Source organism: Granulicella sibirica, assembly GCF_004115155.1.
In the GTDB taxonomy this organism is placed as follows: Bacteria; Acidobacteriota; Terriglobia; order Terriglobales; family Acidobacteriaceae; genus Edaphobacter; species Edaphobacter sibiricus.
In genome coordinates, this window is sequence record NZ_RDSM01000001.1 from 1,044,647 (window position 1) to 1,065,175 (window position 20,529).

20 protein-coding genes and 1 tRNA gene are annotated in these 20,529 nt (G+C 61.1%); 11 read left to right on the forward strand and 10 right to left on the reverse strand.

Annotated elements, in window-relative coordinates; translation table 11 throughout:
• The first annotated feature begins 180 nt into the window (after positions 1 to 180).
• The gene (locus GRAN_RS04360) at positions 181 to 1,311 is read left to right on the forward strand and encodes an SBBP repeat-containing protein (RefSeq protein ID WP_128911760.1); all 1,131 of its coding nucleotides are present in this window, start codon (positions 181 to 183) and stop codon (positions 1,309 to 1,311) included.
• Positions 1,312 to 1,784: 473 nt separating this feature from the next.
• On the opposite strand, the gene GRAN_RS04370 is transcribed toward GRAN_RS04360, so the two are convergent.
• Positions 1,785 to 2,474, reverse strand: a complete 690-nt coding sequence (locus tag GRAN_RS04370) for a TetR/AcrR family transcriptional regulator (RefSeq protein ID WP_128911761.1) — start codon at positions 2,472 to 2,474, stop codon at positions 1,785 to 1,787.
• A 108-nt stretch (positions 2,475 to 2,582) separates the two neighbouring features.
• On the opposite strand from GRAN_RS04370, the gene GRAN_RS04375 reads away from it, so the two are divergent.
• A complete protein-coding gene (locus tag GRAN_RS04375; protein ID WP_128911762.1) occupies positions 2,583 to 3,338 on the forward strand; it encodes an SDR family NAD(P)-dependent oxidoreductase in 756 nt (251 codons plus the stop codon).
• A 118-nt stretch (positions 3,339 to 3,456) separates the two neighbouring features.
• Here the strand turns inward: GRAN_RS04375 and GRAN_RS04380 are convergent, their stop codons facing one another.
• Positions 3,457 to 4,389 (reverse strand): AraC family transcriptional regulator, encoded by a 933-nt coding sequence (locus GRAN_RS04380; protein WP_128911763.1) that lies wholly within the window; start codon positions 4,387 to 4,389, stop codon positions 3,457 to 3,459.
• Between the two features lie 185 nt (positions 4,390 to 4,574).
• Between GRAN_RS04380 and GRAN_RS04385 the strand changes: the two genes are divergently transcribed.
• Positions 4,575 to 4,952 carry a tautomerase family protein gene (locus tag GRAN_RS04385; protein WP_128911764.1) on the forward strand — a complete coding sequence of 126 codons (378 nt, stop codon included), beginning with the start codon at positions 4,575 to 4,577 and terminating at the stop codon, positions 4,950 to 4,952.
• Positions 4,953 to 5,297: 345 nt separating this feature from the next.
• Here the strand turns inward: GRAN_RS04385 and GRAN_RS04390 are convergent.
• Both GRAN_RS04390 and GRAN_RS04395 read right to left on the reverse strand, forming a co-directional pair.
• A tRNA-Cys gene (locus GRAN_RS04390) sits at positions 5,298 to 5,373 on the reverse strand.
• An 84-nt stretch (positions 5,374 to 5,457) separates the two neighbouring features.
• Positions 5,458 to 6,114: a peroxiredoxin gene (locus tag GRAN_RS04395; RefSeq protein WP_128911765.1), complete on the reverse strand. Its 657-nt coding sequence runs from the start codon at positions 6,112 to 6,114 to the stop codon at positions 5,458 to 5,460.
• Between the two features lie 309 nt (positions 6,115 to 6,423).
• Between GRAN_RS04395 and GRAN_RS04400 the strand changes: the two genes are divergently transcribed.
• The 3 genes from GRAN_RS04400 to GRAN_RS04410 all read left to right on the forward strand — a co-directional run bounded on the left by GRAN_RS04400 (position 6,424) and on the right by GRAN_RS04410 (position 9,464).
• Complete coding sequence (locus GRAN_RS04400) at positions 6,424 to 7,359, forward strand: PhzF family phenazine biosynthesis protein (protein ID WP_128911766.1); 936 nt, start codon at positions 6,424 to 6,426, stop codon at positions 7,357 to 7,359.
• Positions 7,360 to 8,130: 771 nt separating this feature from the next.
• A complete protein-coding gene (locus GRAN_RS04405) occupies positions 8,131 to 8,559 on the forward strand; it encodes a response regulator (protein WP_128911767.1) in 429 nt (142 codons plus the stop codon).
• Positions 8,560 to 8,618: 59 nt separating this feature from the next.
• Entirely contained in the window at positions 8,619 to 9,464 is an 846-nt protein-coding gene (locus GRAN_RS04410; protein WP_128911768.1) for a type II CAAX endopeptidase family protein, read from the forward strand.
• Here GRAN_RS04410 and recG read toward each other — a convergent pair.
• The gene (gene recG, locus GRAN_RS04415; RefSeq protein ID WP_241654328.1) at positions 9,443 to 11,779 is read right to left on the reverse strand and encodes an ATP-dependent DNA helicase RecG; all 2,337 of its coding nucleotides are present in this window, start codon (positions 11,777 to 11,779) and stop codon (positions 9,443 to 9,445) included. The two genes, GRAN_RS04410 and recG, sit on opposite strands and share 22 nt — an antisense overlap.
• A 52-nt stretch (positions 11,780 to 11,831) precedes the next feature.
• On the opposite strand from recG, the gene GRAN_RS04420 reads away from it, so the two are divergent.
• Positions 11,832 to 12,536 (forward strand): 1-(5-phosphoribosyl)-5-[(5-phosphoribosylamino)methylideneamino]imidazole-4-carboxamide isomerase, encoded by a 705-nt coding sequence (locus tag GRAN_RS04420; protein ID WP_128911769.1) that lies wholly within the window; start codon positions 11,832 to 11,834, stop codon positions 12,534 to 12,536.
• 8 nt (positions 12,537 to 12,544) lie between these two features.
• On the opposite strand, the gene GRAN_RS04425 is transcribed toward GRAN_RS04420, so the two are convergent.
• Complete coding sequence (locus GRAN_RS04425) at positions 12,545 to 13,570, reverse strand: VWA domain-containing protein (protein WP_128912958.1); 1,026 nt, start codon at positions 13,568 to 13,570, stop codon at positions 12,545 to 12,547.
• Between the two features lie 316 nt (positions 13,571 to 13,886).
• Here GRAN_RS04425 and GRAN_RS04430 point away from each other — a divergent pair, with 316 nt between their 5' ends.
• Both GRAN_RS04430 and GRAN_RS04435 read left to right on the forward strand, forming a co-directional pair.
• Positions 13,887 to 15,302, forward strand: a complete 1,416-nt coding sequence (locus tag GRAN_RS04430) for a VWA domain-containing protein (protein ID WP_241654330.1) — start codon at positions 13,887 to 13,889, stop codon at positions 15,300 to 15,302.
• Positions 15,303 to 15,369: 67 nt separating this feature from the next.
• A complete protein-coding gene (locus GRAN_RS04435) occupies positions 15,370 to 16,254 on the forward strand; it encodes a DMT family transporter (RefSeq protein WP_241654331.1) in 885 nt (294 codons plus the stop codon).
• A gap of 120 nt (positions 16,255 to 16,374) precedes the next feature.
• Here GRAN_RS04435 and tatA read toward each other — a convergent pair whose 3' ends face one another.
• Positions 16,375 to 16,581, reverse strand: a complete 207-nt coding sequence (gene tatA, locus GRAN_RS04440) for a twin-arginine translocase TatA/TatE family subunit (RefSeq protein ID WP_128911770.1) — start codon at positions 16,579 to 16,581, stop codon at positions 16,375 to 16,377.
• Between the two features lie 330 nt (positions 16,582 to 16,911).
• On the opposite strand from tatA, the gene GRAN_RS04445 reads away from it, so the two are divergent.
• Positions 16,912 to 17,565 (forward strand): hypothetical protein, encoded by a 654-nt coding sequence (locus tag GRAN_RS04445; protein ID WP_128911771.1) that lies wholly within the window; start codon positions 16,912 to 16,914, stop codon positions 17,563 to 17,565.
• A gap of 69 nt (positions 17,566 to 17,634) precedes the next feature.
• Here the strand turns inward: GRAN_RS04445 and glgC are convergent, their stop codons facing one another.
• From glgC to GRAN_RS25755, 3 genes are all read right to left on the reverse strand, one after another.
• Positions 17,635 to 18,894 (reverse strand): glucose-1-phosphate adenylyltransferase, encoded by a 1,260-nt coding sequence (glgC, locus tag GRAN_RS04450; RefSeq protein WP_128911772.1) that lies wholly within the window; start codon positions 18,892 to 18,894, stop codon positions 17,635 to 17,637.
• Positions 18,895 to 19,159: 265 nt separating this feature from the next.
• Positions 19,160 to 19,558 carry a hypothetical protein gene (locus tag GRAN_RS04455; protein ID WP_241654332.1) on the reverse strand — a complete coding sequence of 133 codons (399 nt, stop codon included), beginning with the start codon at positions 19,556 to 19,558 and terminating at the stop codon, positions 19,160 to 19,162.
• A gap of 91 nt (positions 19,559 to 19,649) precedes the next feature.
• The gene (locus tag GRAN_RS25755) at positions 19,650 to 19,817 is read right to left on the reverse strand and encodes a hypothetical protein (protein WP_192897973.1); all 168 of its coding nucleotides are present in this window, start codon (positions 19,815 to 19,817) and stop codon (positions 19,650 to 19,652) included.
• 79 nt (positions 19,818 to 19,896) lie between these two features.
• Here GRAN_RS25755 and GRAN_RS04460 point away from each other — a divergent pair, with 79 nt between their 5' ends.
• On the forward strand, positions 19,897 to 20,502 hold the full coding sequence (locus GRAN_RS04460) for a hypothetical protein (protein ID WP_128911773.1): 606 nt from the start codon (positions 19,897 to 19,899) through the stop codon (positions 20,500 to 20,502).
• Positions 20,503 to 20,529 lie beyond the last annotated feature (27 nt).

Sequence of the window (20,529 nt, forward strand, 5' to 3'; positions counted from 1 at the left end):
CCATCGATCACCTGCAAAAGACAGAACAATTCGTTCGCCTGCTTGAAAAAGGGCTTGGCGAAAATCCGGTATACTCTCCGCGGAGCGAACCGAGGCTGTTCCAGGCAGCACAACGCGTGATCATCGGGTTCTCGTCCTTTGCGCAACGATTCGGCCCTTCGATGCACCATCGGACAGACTATGCCAACCCATAACGGTAAGCTCCTGCTCTCTCTCTCAACGACCCCGATCCTCCTTCTGGCGATCGGCTGCGGCGGAGGCATGTCGCAAGCCGTAAGCACCACGACCGTCACGCCGACTCCCGTCGCCAGCCCGACTCCGGCCGATAGCATCTACGTCTTCCAGGACAACGATGCCTTCTCTCCACCGCAGCCCTCCAGCATCCTGCGCTTTCCCAAGGCCTCTGTCGGTCCCGCCACTCCTGCCTCCACCATTACCGGTCCGGCCAATGTCATCTTTCAGGCTCTCGCCGAAGACGCATCCGGAAACCTCTACGTGGGCGCGAACACCTACAACGCAAGCCCCAACACGGGTCCCGGCGGTGTCGACCTGCTCGTCTACGCCCTCGGCAGCGCCGGAACAAGCGCGCCCACCCGTACGATTGCAGGCTCCGCCACCGGTCTCCAGAACCTCTCCAGTAATCCGATCGCATCACTCGACGTGGACAGCGCGGGGAACCTCTTTGTCGCAGCCGACGTCGTCGTCGGTCCAAACGGCCCCGGCGGACGCATCGTCGATGGCATCTCCGTCTTCTCTCCGAGCGCCAACGGCAACGTCCCGCCGTCTCGCGTCATCGCCGGCGATCAGACCGCAATGTCCGGCGCCATCCCACAGATCGCGGTGACGCCGGCTGGAGGCGTCTACGTTGGCGTCAACGCCTACCAGACCCCAGGTTCTATCCTGTTCTTTCCGCCGACCGCAACCGGTAACATCGCCCCCACCACAGTTCTCGGAGGCCCACTCACCACCATCGTTAACATCTCAGGAGTCGCCATCGATTCTGCGGGAAATATCTACGTCGCCTCCACCACCCTGCCCACCACGAACGACATCCATACCGAAGTCCCGAGCATTCTTGTCTTCGCCGCCGGATCGACGGGCAACGTGGCACCCACTCGCACTATCTCTGGTTCCGCCGCTGACTTCGGCTTTATCCATAACCTCCGCGTGGACAGCACCGGGAATATCTACGTCCTCAGCGGATCCGAGATCCTCAAGTTCACATCCAGCGCCAACGGCAACGTCGCTCCGGCATCCGCAATTACCTCCGCCGCTTACTTCGAGCCGATCGGCAGCCTCGCACTGCAGTAGCCGCCGGGCGAGTAACAGGCGAGTCGGCGGCAGCGGATAAGGCGCACAATCCACATACCGCGATCAATGAGAGGGTACTCGGCATTTGACCGTGCGATGCGCTTGTCGGCGCTTCACTTATTTTCATCGGCGGAGCTTTTGGCAAGGCTGCTTGTGGCTGGCTCGGCGAACGCCTTGGGCTGCTGGCAATTGTACTGACCACAGAGGCGGGCACGGCTGTCGCTATCCTGAGCTTACTGCTCTTGCCGCTGAGCCCAATCCTTTTACCGCTCCCAGGAGTGATGCTGAATGGGACATCGTCCGTACTCTATGGCACGGTACCGGATCTCGTGGCAGCGGACAGGATGCTTATCCTCGCCGCCACTCCCACGAACACGAGAGGGTTGGCCTGGCGATTCAATTGAGAGCATGGTGAATCGATCGTGGCAGAGGAGAGAGCTCACCTATCGGCACTCGAGATGTTTGTGTTGTTCTCAGCGGTGCCGGGTTGGCTTGCTCGCTCCAAAACGGAGGCCATCCACGAGCAGGTCCACCATCTTGCGAGCGTATGCGGGTTCTTTCCCGTCACGCCCGTGGCACAAAGCCGCGACTGCCCACAATAGATCCTCGGGATTGACCCCGGGACGCACGACCTTCGCTGCAACAGCCGCATCGATCAGCTCCGCGAGCGCGGCGTTGATCCGTCTCAGGAAATAACCAGGCAGAGTACTGTACGCGGGATCGCCCGAATGGAGCGCGGCGGCAAGCCCACGCTTTGTGCCGAAGAAATCCATAAGGCGGTAAAGCCAGCGCGCAAGCGCGTCGCCCGGCTCATACTTTTTTGCAAGCGTGGATGCCGCGTCTGCGCATGCATCTACCTGTGTCTGCATCACGGCGGCGATGAGATCCGAACGCCGCGGAAAGTGACGATACATTGTGCCGAGGCCAACACCCGCCTTGTCCGCGATCTCCCGAACCGGCGCGTCAACTCCCGACGTGGCAAAGACCTCAGTAGCCGCCTGCACCAGGGAGTCCATTTTGCGGCGTGCGTCGGCGCGCATCAGCCGGGGCGCTGTCTCGTCCGGCTCCTTTACGGCAGACTTCTTCACGGCAGACTTCTTCACGGCAGACTTCTTCACGGCAGACTTCTTCAGATCGACGTTTCCCTGTGATTTCTTTTTCATGGGCGCGGACTTGCAAACGGAACTATGTTCCGTTTATGATCTGGAACAGGGTTCCGGCTTTCCAGTCAGGATAGCAGGATTTCCGCTTGTTGTATCAAGGAGGAAATGATGGCAAATACACGCATTGCTCTGGTTACCGGAGCGAATCAAGGAGTCGGGCTCCAAGTAGCGAAGGAACTTGTCGCGAGCGGAATGACCGTGTTCGTCGGGTCTCGCGACTTGGAACGCGGCAAGACCGCAGCCGCGGAGATCGGTACGGGAGCCACGGCCCTGCAGATCGATGTGACCGATCGCGTTTCGATCGATGCCGCGGCGGAGAGCATTCGCAAGGAGTTCGGCCGGCTCGACTTACTCGTGAATAACGCTGCTATCTCAAATACCAGAAAGGGCAACTTGTCTCTTCAGGAGTACAGCAAGACTGTTCGGGCGAGCAATGTTTCTCTCGACGAGGTCCGTGCCGTATGGGAGACCAATGTGTTCGGTGCGCTCGCTGTCTATCAGGCGATGCTGCCGCTGCTTCGCGAGTCTTCCGATGCTCGCATCGTCAACGTCTCCAGCGGAGTCGGCTCGCTGACCACGAACGCTGACCCGGCCTTCCACTATCGCAAAATGTACAGCGCCGTCTACCCGGCGTCGAAGGCGGCTCTGAATGCGTTGACGCTTGCCATGATGGTTGAGTTGGAAGGGACCGGCATCAAGGTCAATCTGGTCTCCCCCGGCTTCACGAAGACGGCCCTCAACGGATTTGAGGGAACTGAGTCTTTGGAGGATGGCTCTCGCGAGGTGGTGCGCGTCGCACTGCTTGGCCCGGACGGTCCGACAAACACATACACCCGTTGGGAAAATGCCAGCATCCCCTGGTGATCAAAATGGCGGCATCTTGTTCCTGGTTACACGTGATCCATATCGGCATCATCTCCGGCTGGAAAACGCTTGATTGATCTCCTCGCCGGAGGTGCATGCTCTCAGAATGGATGCACCCTCATGCGACCGGACGAGAGCGTCTCCAGTTCGAGACGTCGCGTCGAGGCGAGGTGCCAAACAGGCGGCTGTATTCGCGGCTGAACTGGGAGACGCTCGCATACCCTACTTCGAGCGCACCCGACTCTACGGTGGCATTGCTGAAGATCATGAGCCGGCGCGCCTCATGGAGGCGGAGTTGTTTTTGATACTGAACGGGCGTCATTCCCGTCACTGCCTTGAATTGACGATGAAACGTCGCCGCACTCATATGCGCGGCAACGACGAGATCTCGCACGTGAATCGGCTCGCGTAGCTTGTCTCGAAGAGTATGAACGGACTGAATGATCCTTCGATCGTGACCGTTTGCCATGATCATCATCTGGCGTACTCGATCGCCGTCAGGACAAGTGAGAAGCCAATAACAGATCTCACGCATGATCCCCGGATAAAGTATCGGAACTGCCTCCGGATATTCCAGAAGCCGGATCGCATGCAAGGTACAGACCAGAATTTGACGACTCACCTCCAGAACGAATGCTCCACGGGCTTCCGTCTTTCCGGATAAAGTCCGGCCGGCTTGAATCTCTTCCGCGACCTCTTGCATGATGGCGAAATCCAAGGCGATCTCGAGGCCGAGATACGGCATCTTGGAACTTGCTACGGTAACCGTGCCGCGGGATGGGATGTCGACCGCGACCATGAGTGCCTGTCCGACGGCAAAGGTGTAACGCTTATCACCAAAGGTCGCCCACTTAGCGCCTTGAAGCGTTAGATAGAGAGCTGGCTTGAACAGGCAGAGCGCGGGCCGATTGGCCCGATCTGAGCGAAGAATTGAGATTCCCTCGATCGCAGTCGGAACCATATCTCGTCCGTTGGCACTATCGGTGTACTGACGCAGGCTCTGGACCAACTCCGGGAGAATTTTCTCCGCGGATTCTTCGCGACCCTTCATAGAGACCTAGTCTACGTGACAGGATTAGGCATGGATCTGAAAGACTTCGGCATTCACGGATGCCAGTCCCGCAGCCTATGCTGAAGATAGAACTACCGGCCGGGCATGTAGTCTGATCATCTGCCTCGAATCGGAAGAGAAATCTGAATGTTTTTCAACTAACGCTGCCTCCAGAGGAGACATCTATGCCATTCGCTCGTATTGATCTACTTGAAGGGAAAACCCCGGAGTATCGCGCCACTGTGGCCGACATCGTCTATAAAGGCATCGTCGATGTTCTCAAAGCGCCGGATGGCGACCGCTTCATCGTCATCAGCGAGAAATCAAGCGACAATCTGATTTACGACCCGAAGTTCCTCGGCTGGGATCGGTCTCCTGACTTTCTCTTGATCCAGGTGACGAGTACCGTTGGAAATAACAAGGAGTCGAAGCTCGCCTTCTTCCGCTTCATTGCAGACGAATTGAAGAGCAAGCTTTCCATCCGTCCCGATGACATTATGATCAACATGGTTTTCGTTGACCGCTCCGATTGGTCATTCGGTAACGGCGAGCCCTGGGTTTAGTGGTTCTTAGCAGCCGGGAGCGACCCTGGCCGCCAGGCATCGATCGGGGTCTGAAATGCTTCCCAAAGCACGTCGAGACCCCGGCGATGGCTGGACCTAAGCAACACAAGAAAGAGTCAGAGAAACGGAAGAGCGATGCGGCTGCCAGCACCGGGATCAGCTCAACCATCAGCTTTCGCGGATACAGACCTGTTGGGTTGCAGGTCTCGGATCAGAAGCTCAAACTCTCGTTGGTATGCATCGTGATGCTTCCATCTGCTGAAGTCAGGCACATAGTATTTCAGGGTATTTTTCTCGCGGGCGGGAGCCCAGAGGCACGGACAGAAGTTGCGAGATACTAATTAATGGAGCACCGAATGGGATTTGAACCCATGAATACTGGTTTTGCAGACCAGCGCGTTAGCCACTTCGCCATCGGTGCCCGTGCCGCCGCGCAGGGAGGCTGCACGGCGGGTCGGCGCGGGAGCTTTGGGGTCTCCCTTTGCTTCTTTGATTCTACCCGCTCTTACTTGGGCTGTGCAGTCGTACGGAGATACGGCTTCACCGTCTTGTAGCCCGGGAAGATCTTATCGGCTTCCTCGTTCGACACAGCAGCCGTGATGATGACATCGCCGCCCTGCTTCCAGTTCGCCGGCGTCGCCACCTTGTGCTTCGCCGTGAGCTGCATCGAATCGAGCACGCGAAGCACTTCGTCGAAGTTACGCCCTGTCGTCATGGGATAGGCGAGAAGAAGCTTGATCTTCTTGTCCGGTCCAATCACGAAGACGGTCCGTACCGGTGCGTTCAGCGCAGGCGTGCGGCCTTCGCTCGAAGTGCCAGCGTCGGCGGCAAGCATGTCGTACAGCTTCGCAACCTTCAGCTCGGGATCGCCGATCATCGGATAGGTGACCTTGTGGCCGCCCACGTCCTCGATATCCTGCGACCACTTCGCGTGGCTCTCCACTGGATCGACCGAGAGGCCGATGACCTTCGCGCCGCGCTTGGCGAACTCGCTCTCCAGACCCGCCATGGCGCCGAGTTCGGTCGTGCAGACAGGCGTGAAATCCTTGGGATGCGAGAAGAGGACGACCCAGCTATCGCCGATCCACTCGTGGAAGTCGATCGTGCCTTGCGTGGTCTCTGCGGTAAAGTTTGGTGCGGTATCGTTGATGCGGAGTGACATAGTGTTCGTTTGCCTTCCGGCTTCCTTTTCCTAATATTTCTTGGATGGTTGGTGTTTGCCAGACAGTGAAAAACCCACCCGGCTCGGTGGCCTAGGGTGGGTTCAGAGTGCTTTCGAAGACGTTACTTCGATCCGCTCATCCACACACCCCTGCAGGGCGGCAGCAACAGCAGCGGCAGCAGGAGGTGATGTTCGAAATGGCGGAGTTGCTGGTCATGGTTCTAAGTTTTTACCGCAGCCAGCTATGCTAGCCGTGGGGCCGTTGTGCCCACGTGCGGTTACCCAAACTGTACGTCTGAGGTGTATTTGATGTCAAACAAGCCAAACTCCGAGACTCCATTCAGCCCTCGTGCCTTCGACTACGCCCAGGTCGATGTCTTCGCCGAGCACGCACTTGAAGGCAACATGCTCGGCATCTTCACCGACGCCCGCGGTCTCTCGGACGAGGAGATGCAGGCGCTCGCACGTGAGACGAACCTCTCCGAGACGACCTTCATCGTGCCCCGTGACGAGGCCGTGGAGCGCGAGCGCGGCGTCCAGGTAAGGATCTTCACCGTGCAGGAGGAGCTACGCTTCGCCGGGCATCCTACGCTCGGGACGGCAAGCTGGCTCTACTGGAATCATCCGACCCTGCGTGGCGCGGAGGAGATACGACTCGACCTCAAGGTCGGCCCCGTGCCGGTGCGTTTCGAGGCTGCGGACGGCAAGCCCGGGGTCTTTGGAAGGATGAAACAACCCGAGCCGGTCTTCGGCGCAATCCACGATCCCGCAAAGATCGCCACGGCCCTCGGCCTCGCCGTGGAAGACCTCGATCCCGACTTGCCTATCCAGACCGTCTCGACCGGCATGCCGTTCTGCATCGTGCCTCTGCGCTCGATGGCGGTCGCAGGTCGCCTGCAGATCCCCTACAGCCTCGCACAGCCATACCTCGACGCAAGCGACGCGAAGTTCTTCCACTGCATCACGCGCACGGAAGGCACGAAAGAAGCCCAGTGGCACGCCCGCATGCAGTTCTACAACGGCGAAGATCCAGCGACAGGATCCGCCTCCGGATGCATGATCGCCTACCTCGTCCAGCACCGCGCCGCGCGGAGCGATGAGGAGGTCATCGTCGAACAGGGGGTAGAGATGAGGCGGCCGAGCAAAATTTACGTTCGGGCGGGCTCCCAAAGCGGGAAGGTCACCGGTGTGTTTGTAGGAGGACGCACCATTCCCGCTGCAATGGGACGCTTTTTCCTGCCATAACACCGGGAGATTTCAACAGCGAATAACCCGTTTGGGTCAACAGGCATAGGGGGTTGCGAAAAACCGTGGATGAGCAAGCCCTAATAACTTCCTCATTTCGCCTTTTCATCGCCACTTGCCAAGCCGGTTGAAGGTTCGTAAGGTTGGGAAGCGTTGACGAGGGAAAGACGGAACCAACCGCCCGACACTCGACCCAACATACTGTTTTCGCCTGTATTTCAAACAATCTGCGATGAGAGAGACGCGCCGTCCCCAAGCGGCACGCCTCGCCCAGGTGCTCAGAAGTTCGCTGCTGCGATCGCCGCGATGTCGCTCCCTTTTGCCTGCAAAACGGGTGCGAGTCGACGGGTCACAGAGACGGCCCCACTGCGCCTGTAGAGATCGGTGCGCGGCCCTGGCCACGAGCGATCCTCTCCCATCAACCCCGCGGTTCGACGTGTTGCGTCGGACGTGGCCCTGATCTGCGCTTGATCCCGAGGGATTGAGTTGTGCATATCCGGGCATCACGCCCCTGCGCCGCCCGCCAGCCGGAACACTGCCCCTCTGGGAGCAGACGCCCGAGCTTTGCCTTTCGGCAGTCTCGGTGAGGAGTGAAGGACGCGAGAACTATCCTTCTCGCGCCGTCGCGGCCTCGTGTCTGCCCGGCCTTCGGAGCAGAGGGGAGACAAGAAACGCCGCCCGCCGGACGCGCCCTGCCAAACAGCAGGCACGCCCTCCGGACCAAAACCGCCGCCCACCGCAACGGTGTCCGTGGCAGATCGAGACTGACCAATGCGCCCGAAGAAGACCATCCTCTGCGTCGACCACAACGAACAGACCCTTTCCGTCCGCACCTTCCTCCTCGAGACCCGCGGCTACCGCGTGATCGCACTGGCCACCGCGCATGAAGCGCTCGATGTCGTGCAACAGTCCGTACCCGGCTCGATCGACCTCCTGCTCGCGGATCTTCTTCTGCCCCAGATGGATGGTAACGAGCTTGTCCGCCGCGCCAAGCAGATCAACCCCGCGCTTCCGGCGATGCTCGTATCGGGCACGGTAACGTCGTTCGAGCGCGCCAGCAGCGCCGACGTCTTTCTCCCCAAGGGCGCGTGCTCGCCGGTAGAGATGCTCGAAAGGATTCGCGTGCTCGTAGCCCGCAAACGTGGCCCCAAGAAGGCTGTGGCGCCCGTACAGCCCGCTGCACTCGCGCAGGCCTCCTAGCTTTCCCGGGAACGGGCGCCATGCTACGTTGAGCAGGCAAGATCGGAGATGCTCTGTCGATGGCGGATTTGCCGGCAGCCTTGCAGGACGAACGGGACGCTGAGCAGAATTTGCTTCGTCGGCATCCCGTTGTCACGTTCTACCTGCTGGCATTCCTCATCGCGTGGACGGGCTACATGCCTGTACTCGCCGCTTCGCGGGGCGTGACGTTCTTTCGCAGCCCGCTCTGGCTGGTCTTCCTCGTTCTGCCGGCGGCAGGCCCTGCGCTGGCCGCCTGGATCGCAGGGCCGACGGGAACAGGCGGCTTGCTCCTCCTGCGCGCGAGCCTCTTCCGCCGTGTCCCGTGGGGATGGTGGATGTTCGCCGTTCTTGCGCCCCTGGCGATGTCCCTGTGCGCCGACTCGCTGAGTCTCTGGTTCGCTCCGGCGCGATCTCCGGACCTCCCGCCTGCTCCGCCTCCCGGGGTTCTGGTAGCGGTAGTGACCTCGCTCTGCGCCAACCTGTGGGAAGAAGTGGGATGGCGGGGATTCGTCCTCACCCATCTGCAAACAAAGTACGACGGACGCCGCGCCGCGCTCATCATCGGAGTGATGTCGGCGCTCTGGCACATCCCCTTATTCTTCTGGACCGGCGGCCCGATGTCGCGCGTTCCGTTCCTGGCCTGGGCTCCGGGCGTGGTGGGCGAATCGTTGGTCCTGGCGTGGCTCTTCAACCGAACGCGCCGCAGTCTCGCGGTGGTCGCCCTCTTCCATATCGCCTTCAACATCTTCGGGGCCGCCCTCGGCGTGCGATCGCATGGAGCAACGTCCGTCGTTGAGATCGGCCTCGGTCTTGTGCTTGCCTTGTCCGCGGGGCCCAGGCTCGGTCTACAGAAGGCCGAGACTCAGGCCTCTACAAGCCCATAGCGGCGCTGCCACTGGTCGCGCAGACGGGTCCAGACTGCCTCGATCTCTTCCGGCGTAATGGCCGGGTCGGGCGTCTCGGCAAACTTCGTGGCCTCTACCTTCGCCAGTTCGAGAACCTCGCGGTCGCGTAGCAGGTTGGCGACGCGGAACTCAGGAAGCCCGGCCTGCTTCGTGCCGAAGAACTCGCCCGGCCCGCGCTGCTGCAAGTCAAGCTCGGCAAGCTCGAAGCCGTTCTGCGTCCGCACCATGGCGTCGAGACGCTCCTCGGCCTCGGGTGAAACGCGCGAGCCGGTCACGAGAATGCAAAAGCTCTTCGCCGCCCCACGGCCAACACGCCCGCGAAGCTGGTGAAGCTGCGCCAGGCCAAAACGCTCGGCATGCTCGATCACCATCACCGAGGCGTTCGGCACATCAACGCCGACCTCGATGACCGTCGTAGCGACAAGCACGTCGATCTCGCCGCGCTTGAACCGCGCCATCGTGACCTCCTTGTCGTCGGAGGAAAGACGCCCGTGCAAAAGCCCAAGCCGCAAGCCCGCGAGTGCTCCATGCTTCAGTTCCTCGAAGCTTCCGGTTGCCGAGCGAAGCGGCTCCGTGGGGAACGACGCCTGGAGTGGCTTCTTCTTCGTTTTCGTCGCCTTCTTGGCAGCAGTCTTCGCCGATGCCCGCCTCCCTGCTTTCGCCGCCGGTTCGACAGGCTCAGCATCATGGGCAAAGTCGAGCTCAGGCTGATCGTCGTTCGCGCCCTCGATCACCGGATACACGAGATACGCCTGCCGCCCCTGCGCCACCTGCTTGCGCACAAACTCCCACACCTCCGGCGCGCGCTCCTCGTTCGTCCGCCTCGTCACAATGGGCGTGCGCCCCGGAGGAAGCTCATCGATCACCGAAGCCTCCAGATCGCCGTAGAGCGTCAGCGCAAGCGTGCGCGGAATAGGCGTCGCCGTCATCACGAGCACATCCGGATCGGTAATCTTCCCATCCACCCCCGGCTTCTTCATCAGGCGAAAGCGCTGCTGTACGCCAAACCGGTGCTGCTCGTCCACGATCACGAGACCGAGGTTATAGAAATCGACCTTGTCTTCCTGCAGCGCGTGCGTCCCGATCACAAGATTCGATTCCCCGCGAAACACGCGCCCCCGGCCTTCGCGCTTCAACTCTTCCTTGAGCGACCCGGTCAGCAGCGTGATCCGGTACGGCTTCCCCGTCGTTGGACTCGTCACCTCACCCAGAAGCTTCCGAGCCGAAAGATAATGCTGCGTCGCCAGGATCTCGGTCGGGGCCATCAGCGCGGCCTGGTAGCCGTTTTCAATCGCGACAAGCGCAGCCTGCAGCGCCACGATGGTCTTACCGGAGCCGACATCTCCCTGCAGAAGCCGTCGCATCGGACGCGGCCGGCGCATGTCCGCCACGATCTCGGCCAGCACCCTCTTCTGCGCCCCGGTGGGATGAAACGGCAGAACCTGCTTGAGCGCCTGCCGAACCTCTTCGCCAGTCGTAAACGCCGTGCCCTCCCGCTCGCGGAGACTGCGCCGCTTCAACTCCAACCCAAGCTCAAGGTAAAAGAACTCTTCAAAGATCAGCCGTCGATGCGCCGGGGTCCGCGCCGACATAAGATCCGTCATCGGGGTTCCTGCCTCGGGAAAATGGATCGCCCGCAGAGCCTCCATTCGGCTTGGAAGCCCAAGACGCTGGCTCAGCGCAAGAGGAATCGTCTCGTCCGTCGCAACGTTCGCCTCGATGAGCTGCTCAAACACCGACCAAACCAGCCGCCTCTGCCACTTCGAGCCGAGCTTGGCTCCCCACGGGGTACTTGCCCCAAGCGTCGGATACACCGGAACGATCCGCCCCATCTCGAGCATCGCGAACTCGGCATCCGCGCCGCCGGAACCAGGCGCGCCAGGCATCGGCAGGATCTCGAACTCCGGCTGAATCATCTTGAACTGCCGCATGTTCGTCCGCGAGCGCTCAAGCTTGCCGTACAGCGCGACTGTCATCCCCGGCTGGAAGCGATCCCGCAGATGCGCCCCGCGAAACCACATGCACTTCACCGTGTGCGTGCCCTGCCCGACCGTGATCTCGAAGAGCGGCCCGGTGCGAGTTTCGAGCAGCGCCGATCCCCTCACTTCGCCAATCACCGACGCCATCGTGTTCGCCTCAAGCTCCGCGATGGGCTTGATGTTGAGGCGGTCTTCGTAGCGAAACGGCAGGTGGTAAAGCAGGTCTTCGACCGTGTGAACGCCGCGCTTGGCGAGGTCCTGCGCAATGCGTTCGCCGACCCGCTTAACGAACTGAATGGGGGTAGAAAGATCCACTCCTTGGATGGTACAAGCGTGATCGTAAGAGCGCGTTTGAGAGAATGGACGGATGTTGATTCCTTCGATAGACCTGATGGGCGGACGGATTGTGCAGCTTGTGCAGGGCGAAAAGCTGAAGCTCGCGTTTGACGATTTCGAGTACTGGATCGAGCGCTTTGCGAAGTACCCGTTGGTGCAGTTGATCGACCTCGACGCCGCCATGCGGCAGGGCGAAAATCGCGGCCTGATCGAGATGATCTGCAAACGCCTTCCCTGCCAGGTAGGCGGCGGCCTGAAGACCGCGGCAGACGGCCAAGCCCTCCTCGATTCCGGCGCAAAGCGCGTGATCTACGGCTCATCTCTATTCGGCGCACCCACCGAAGAAGAAGGCACACGCCGCCACAAGCTCATCCGCCTCGAGGTCGCCGAAAGCCTGAAAAAAGAACTCGGCGAGGACGCCCTATGCTTCAGCGTCGACACGAAGGCCGGAAAGGTCGCGGTCAAGGGCTGGAAGGACTCCGTCGAACTCACGCCCGAAGAGGCAATGACCTGGCTCGAAGACAGCTGCGCCGCCTTCCTCTACACCCACGTCGACACGGAAGGCACCATGACCGGCTTCCCCATCGATGTCGCCGCCATCCTCCGCGCAACGACCGCAAAGCAGTTGATCGTCGCCGGTGGCATCAAGGCCCAATCCGAAGTAGACGCCCTCGACCAGATGGGTGTCGACGCCGTAGCCGGCATGGCCGTCTACTCCGGAGCAATGGATGCCTGACCGGCCGATTAGTCGTTATTGACGCTGTCTCCCAGAGCGTAATAACCCTTCCGCGCCTGGATGTTGTATCCCTTGCCGCAGGTAAGGTCGAGCTTCCGATAGGTCCCATCGGTCTTCGGGTTCAGCGGCGTATAGCTCAACAGGTACTGCGTGCGTAATTCGTCCTGAATCTGGTCGAACGCGTCCTCGAGCTTGCGTCCGCTGTTCCCGACGTCGATGACGCGCCCACCCGTCTCGCTCGCCAGCCGTCGCATCTCAGCCGCGCCGTAGCTCCCGAACGTCCCAAACATCCCGCCGTCCGCGATCAGGATGACGTAGACGATGGCGTTCGCTTTCTGCGCCGCCTCGATCGCGTCCTTGATCTTGTACTGTGAACCCTGGTCGCCGCCATCGGTCAGCATGACGAGGATCTTGCGTCCCGCCTCCTGCCGCAGCTTGTCATGCGCCGCAAGATAGACCGCGTCATACAAAAGCGTTCCACGCGCCGCGCCGTTCCCAGTCACCGAGCCCGACCCGGTCCCCGTATTGATCGTTGCCTTATCCATCGCCCGCTTTATCTCGCGCGCGCTATTCGTATAGTCAGCCAGAAGCGTCGTGTTGATGTCGAAGGAGATTAGGAACGCCTCATCCTTGGGCGTCAGCACCTCCTTCAGAAACCGCGCACCGGACTCCTGTTCGAGCGGCAGAACGTTCTGCTGCGATCCGCTCGTATCGAGCAGGATCCCGATCGTCAGCGGCAGGTTCTTCTCCTGCGTGAAGTTCTTGATCGGCTGGTCGACCTTGTTCTCCGCGATGTTGCAGTCCGTCTTCTTCAGGTTCGTGATGAACCCGCCCTTGTCCCGAGCGCTGAAGTAGACGTTGACCAGGTTCGCCGTCACCTTCAGGGTCTGCAGATCCCCAACATCCGTCGGTTCCTGCTCCGGGGCGGCGTTCGAGGATGGCGGCGGCCCGGAGGGCGAAGGCGCTTCCTGCGCGGCGAGGCGCGGCAGAGGAAGCAGGGCGCAGGCGAACAGGGCCGCGGCGAGGGTTGGCATGGGTACGGCCTTGATCGCGGGGTTCAAAGCCTTGGTCGGAACCTTGGTTGGAACGGTGGGGCGCATGCCAACTTAGACGTGATGCGCACCGCGTAGGTTTCTAGATCGCAAAGGGATACCACAAAGGATGGTAGGTGAGAGGGCAAACATCGCGCCGGGGATCGCGTCCAATGAGAGGTATCGAGGCGAGACAGGACGATTTCGTGACGGTCCACGGCATGCGCTGGTAGTCTCGTGAGTGGGCCGATGCTTCGCATCACAGCGAAGACGCAAGAGTTTGCAGGATTTGCAGCGTTGGTAAGGATGGGGGTTGCAGGTGAACGATAGGTTGATTGCAGGGGCGCTGGCATGGATGCTGCTCGCTCAGGGTGTACCGGCAGGAGCGCAACAGGCGGCGACGCCAGACACTGCGCCAACGCAGCAGGCGATTCCCGACGCGCCAAAGCCACAGTTCTCCCCCGGAGTCACGATCACCCCCGGCAAAGGCACCACCGCAACCTCAAACGGCGATCTCGCCCCAGCCCCGGCCGATGGCGAAAAAGCTCCCGGAACGAGCCTCCCCTCCGGCCCAGCCATCCAGCAGGAAGCACACCCGGACGACGGACCGCCCCCTGAACTTCCCACTCCCGGCACCGGCGCCGAGGTCTTCACCCTCCGCCGCCGCGTGAACTTCGTAGAAATCCCCTTCACCGTCAAGGATTCCAAGAACAAACTGGTTCCCGGGATCCAGTGGCGCGAGGTCCGCATCTACGAGAACGGTCTCCGCCAGCAGCCGGCCATCTTCACCGTCGATCCGTTCCCGCTCTCCGTCGCGCTCGTCATCGACCAGAGCCTGCCCTTCGACACCATGAGCAAGGTCAACATCGCGCTCGGCGCCCTCCAGGGTGCCTTCGCCCCCTACGACGAGATTGCCGTCTTCACCTACAACAACGGCCCCAAGCTCCAGACCGACTTCACCGCCGCCCAGAGCGCGCGCCTCGGTGCCGTGCTCGAGCGTTCGAAATCGACTGGACGCGAGGCCTACCCCATCATCGACGGCCCGCTCGCCCAGACCACCGTCATCAACGGACAGCAGTTCGATCCCAACACCGCCGCCCAGCGCAACCACCAGGGCATGCAGGTCAACGCCCCCCGCGAAGTCCACACGCTCAACGACGCCATCCTCGCCGCCGGTGCCTCGCTCGCCAAGGCGAAAAAAGGGCGCCGCCGCATCATCTATGTCATCAGCGATGGAAAGGATTACGGAAGCACGGCAAAGTACAAGGACGTCGTGAAGTACCTCCAGGCGAACAAGATCGCCGTCTACGCCACGCTCGTCGGCGACCCCACCATCCCCGGCCTCGGCTTCCTCGATCGCATCCATCTCCCGTTCCAGATGCGCGACAACATCCTGCCCCTTTACACGGCAGCCACCGGCGGCCAGACCGATCCTGAGTTCCGCGTCAACGGCATCGAAACCAGCTTTGCCAGGATTTCCGAAGAAGTCCGCACCCAGTACACCATCGGCTACTACACGCACGAGCCCTTCATCGACGGCAAGTATCGTCAGATCGAGGTCAAGGTCCTCCGTCCCAACCTGACGGTGATCTCGAAATCCGGCTACTATCCCTCGGCGGAAGACAGTGCCCCCACACCCCCGGCAACCCCGGCCTCCAACGACGTGGGTCCCCAGACCACGCCGCTCGGCCAGCCGGCACAGCAGCCGGCCGGTCTTCAACAGCGTCCGCAGTAGACGAAGAAAAGTACCAAGCGGGCCGGATGGGTCTCCCGTCCGGCCCATATTTTTTGGAGGATGAGTCTTGGGAATTGCGATTCCCCTCAACGCCGTGCTCGCCCTGATAGCGGCGGTGCTTTGGGGCGGTGGGGATTTTACCGGCGGCATGGGCGTCAAGGGCGCGGGAGGCTCCATGAGCGCGGCCCTCCGCGTCGTCATCATGAGCCACGCCACCAGCCTCTGCGTCCTCATCGCGATCGGCCTCCTGCGAAGCGATCCGTTCCCGCACGGCGCACCCCTTGCCTGGGCCATCGGAGCCGGTCTAATGGGCGGCTCCTCTGTCTGCATCTTCTACATCGCGCTTTCACGCGGAGCGATGGGAGCCTCGGCCGCGGTAAGCGGTCTTCTCGCCGCCGCGATCCCCGCGCTCGTCTCGGTCGGCGTCGACGGAGCCCCCGGGACGCAGCATCTCCTCGGATTCCTGCTGGCCGGTGCCGCCATCTGGCTGATCGCAGCCGCTCCGGGCGAAAACACGGACCGCGGCACCATGAGCCTGGCGATCGTCTCCGGGGCCGGCTTCGGCCTTTACTTCGTGGCTCTAAAATTTGCGGGAGTCGCCGGAATCGTGTGGCCGATGGCCGCCGCGCGCAGCACAAGCGTGGTCTTCTGCTCGACGGCTCTCCTCGTCCTGATCGCCTTCGAGAAGCGCTCCGGAAAGCGAGCCCGGGTTCGCATCAGCCGCAATACCCTGCTCTGGGCCCTTGGAACGGCGATCATGGATACCAGTGGAAACATGTTCTTCGTCGGCGCGACCCGTGTAGGACGTCTCGACGTCGCCTCCGTGCTCGCCTCGCTCTATCCCGCCACGACGATCCTTCTCGCCGCCTGGACACTGCACGAACGGCCTACGCGTCGCCAAGGGCTCGGCATGGGCCTCGCGGCCGCGGCCGTCGTTCTGATTACGCTCTAGACGCAGCAAATCGCATCGGCCCACCATAGGACCGATGCGATTCCTGTTCAATCTCTGGAATGGGAGAGAGTCTAACGCGATGCGCGGGCGGGCACTTGGCTTGTCTACCCGGCGAAACAGCTACTTGGCGTCTTCTGCCTTCGGGGTCACGGTGTGTGCCGTATCGCCCGGCTTGATGTCGTCGGTCACGCCCTTCATGCCCTCTTTGAAGCCCCGCAGGCCTTCCCCGAGTCCCTTGCCGAGTTCAGGCAGCTTCTTGCCGCCGAAAAGCACAATCGCAACGACCGCAACGATGATCAGGTGTGTTGGTGTAAAAAGTTCGCCCATAGTCAATCTCCCTGCAGCATGACGCCTGGAGGCACCGGCTGTCGCCTGTAATTGTCGCACAGCCGTGGCATGCCTTTCTCTTTGGCGCACGTCCTAGATGTAGTTCCCCTGAAGGTGTAGTACCAGCGGAAGTGTTCAAGTCGTTTTCTCTCAAGGAAAACGACCTTCACTCCTGTCGAGCGAAACGACAGCATCAGGAGAACTGCTAGAGAGATACGATGCACATCCGGGCATAGGCACGCTGAACGATATATCCTGAAAGACGTTGGGTCAGGACGCCTGTACGCTCTTTGCGGCCCCCAGCGCGATAAAAAGAGACAGTGGAGAACGATGGCGAACTGGAAGATGCGGAAGCGGTTGGTGACGGGCGTCCTTGGCGCAGTGACGTTGCTTGTGGGAGCGAAGGGTTCGGAGGCGCAGAGCAAGCTTGGTCCCCAGGCTCCCGTCACGTACACAAACCGCTTTGAAGGCTACGGCGGCATCAGCTTCGACAACTTCCAGGCTGGGCAGAACCTGCCGACGCGCATGAACCTCGCCGGAATCGACCTGCTCGGAACCATGTGGCTCACCCAGCGCTGGGGTGTCTCGGCGGACTTCCGCTTCGACGGAGGCACTACGCCCGTGCTCGCTAATCCGTACAAGGTCAACCGGCCCCTGGTCTATCGCGAAACCGGCATGCTCGGCGGCCAGATGCGCGGATGGAAGAACCAGTACGCCGCCGCCAACCTGCACGCCTTCGGGGGCGTCTCGCATGGCACCTTCGACCAGGGCACAAGCGTTCCCCCACAGGTCGTCGGCCTCTACACCAACCGAACCAAACCTATGGGCGTCGTCGGGGCGAGCCTCGATTTCAACCGCTCGGCCCGCCTCGCCATCCGCATCTCGCCTGACCTCGTCTTCGAGCACTTCGGCACCGAGACGCGGGAATTCTTCTCGATCTCCGGCGGTGTCGTCTATCGCTTCGGACAGAAGACGCACTACTGAGAGTTCTGCACCGCTGCAAAAGGGCCGGAGAGATTTCCTCTCCGGCCCTTTCGCATTCCAGCTGCTTGCCTAGGAGCTGTGGTCCTGCAAAAATTCCGCGGACACTGGATTTTCGTACTTGGAGTAGTCCCGAGTGACTACCGTCAGGCCTGACGGAGACACAAAGTAGTTTTTGCGATCCTCATTCTGGTCATACCCGATCACGGTCCCATCCGGAATGTGAACATCCCGGTCGATGATGGCGTGCCGAATCCGGCAGTGGCGCCCGATGTTCACATGCGAGAAGATGATGCTCGCGTCGACATCCGCATAGCTGTTCACGCGCACGTCGTGCGACAGCACCGAGTTCCGAATCACCGAACCCGAAACGATCGAGCCCGAAGCGACAATCGAGTTGATCGCCATGCCCGTACGTCCAATCTCGCCGAACACAAACTTCGCCGGAGGATACTGGTAGGAACGCGTCCGCATCGGCCAGGACTTGTCATAGAGGTTGAAGACCGGCGTCACCCCCGCGACATCCATGTTGGCCTCGTAGTAAGCCTCGAGCGTCCCCACATCGCGCCAGTAGAGCGCCCTCTGCTTGTTCTCATCGACGAAGTTGTAGGCCTGCATCTTGAAGCGGCCAAGCAGCTTCGGCAGGATGTCATGTCCGAAGTCATGCTTCGAGTCCGGATCCTCGGCATCCTTGATCAGCTCCGGAAGAAGAATGTCCGTGTTGAAGAGATAAATTCCCATCGAGACATCCACCATGTCCGGATTAAATGGGGACCGGATCTTCGTCTCCTTTGGCTTCTCTTCGAACCCTGTTACCTCGCCCGTCTTCGCGACCTCAACCACACCGAACGGCGAGACCTCATCCGGCCGCACCGGCAGTGTCGCCAGCGTCACATCGGCTCCCGACGCGCAATGCTGCTGCAGCATCAGGCCGTAGTTCATCTTGTAGATGTGGTCGCCCGAGAGGATGAGGATGTGCTTCGGCTCTTCCGACCCGATCGAATAGATGTTCTGGTACACCGCATCCGCCGTCCCCTGGTACCAACTCTTCGAGACACGCTGCATGGGTGGCAGAATCTCGATGAACTCGCCAAGCTCATTCGCAACCACAGGTCCCCAGCCCTCGCGGATATGCCGGTTGAGCGACAGAGCCTTGTACTGCGTCAGGATGTAAACGTGTCGAAGATCGGAATTGATGCAGTTTGAGAGAGTGATGTCGATGATGCGGTACTGTCCGGCAAACGGGACGGCTGGCTTGGCGCGGTCTCGGGTTAGAGGAAAGAGCCTCTCGCCGGCACCGCCGGCAAGCAGAACGCCAAGTGTGTCTCTCATGTTGCACTTACCTCATAGCGTCGGACGGGCTTTGGAACCCTTGGACGAAATCACGGCCACGTGCGTCAGATGCAGAATTCGGTCTCCACGGATACCGAAACGAGAGTCTACCATCATCGTTTTAAGCCACATGGCGATGTCGTCTTGAAAACCAGGTTTTCGGGCGTTATGCGCTCAGAGACCGAGGCGCGCGGGAGACGTGCGGCGCGCAATGCCGAGAGGCACTCGGGAGAAGTCTTCTCGTCAACAACTTAAATCCGTCCGCTTATTCGGCGGCGGCACTGCCTTCGGCTTCGCTTCCCATGCTGATGCGAAGCGACTTCAGAAACGTCAGATCGTGCGTCGTAAACGGGCCTTCGATGGACTCATCGACAACTTCGGCCGGGTCGACCGACTCCGCCTCATCCATATCGACCTCGTTCAGACCGATCGTCGCCTCCAGCATCAGCAGCACATCGAATCCCTGCTCACGAATATTCTTGACGACTCCCGCTATATGCTCCGACTCCGAGACCGACTCATGGATCGCTTCGCCGAGCTTCTGGATGAGGTTTTTCACCTTTTGATTCAATGCCACCTCCGGGTAGGCCACATCGGTGAGGCGCTCGAGCCACGCTCCGGGAGGAGTCCCGGGGATGCGGCGGGAGCGGCATTGCGGGTGCAAGGGGTCCTTGCCTGTTTGGAGAATACGCTCAGCGCACCCCGCCCGCAATCATCACGATCTGGAAATGGTAGGCGAAACTCGGAGGGTGCGGCTATACAACCGTGTGGTGATCCGCCCAGGCTTCTTCAAGGCGATGCGCCAGCAGGTCGACAGGCTCGGAGGACGCGGACGTGAGGCTACGGACGCGGGCCGCGTCCCAGACCAGAAATCCCACCGCTGCCGCGCAAAAACCACCGATAACCCAGGCCAGACTCTTCATTCGTTGCATCTCCATCGCGCGCAAACGAAATTACCTCTCTGCAGGCACCTACGCGCGTTCTCTCGGCTTGGATGCACCGATGTGGACACGAGTTCCCCACACCGGCGTTTTCCTCCCATTTGGGACGATCGGCGGTACCTTCCGCACGTTTCGCCTGCACACGCCGGGCGTCTACACTAAAAGCATGGATTCGGTTCGATTCGGCCGTGTACTCGGCATCGGAACACGCCTCGCCGGCAAGACGCTCGTCCAGGCGGTCGACGCCGCAACCGCTCCAAACCCCAACGGCCCAACCACACCAGACGGTCCATCCCCCTCGCGCCCGGAACCACCCGCCCAGGGCGTCGTGATCCCCCCAGCCCGCGCCCGCGTCGAAACCGCGGCCCGCCAAGCCCGTGCTACCAGCCAGGGAGTCGCCCGAGGCAGCCGAAAGTTCGGCGACGCCGTCTGGGGTCCGGTAGCCCGGGCCTCTGGCGTCCTCTGGCTCGAGGTCACCGGAGTCTTCTTCGGCCTCATCGCCCTCTTCGGCCTCCAGGGCATGTGGACCAACCGCTTCGCCTTCCGCGCCACCGCCAGCCACACCGACCATCAGCACCTCCTGCTCGAAACCGCCCTCGCCGTGGTCTTCGGCTACTTCTGCGCCAGCAGCTTTATCCGAGCCTCCCGCCGAAGCCGCCGAGCCTGAACATCGCAACGCTCCGCTGAACTTCCC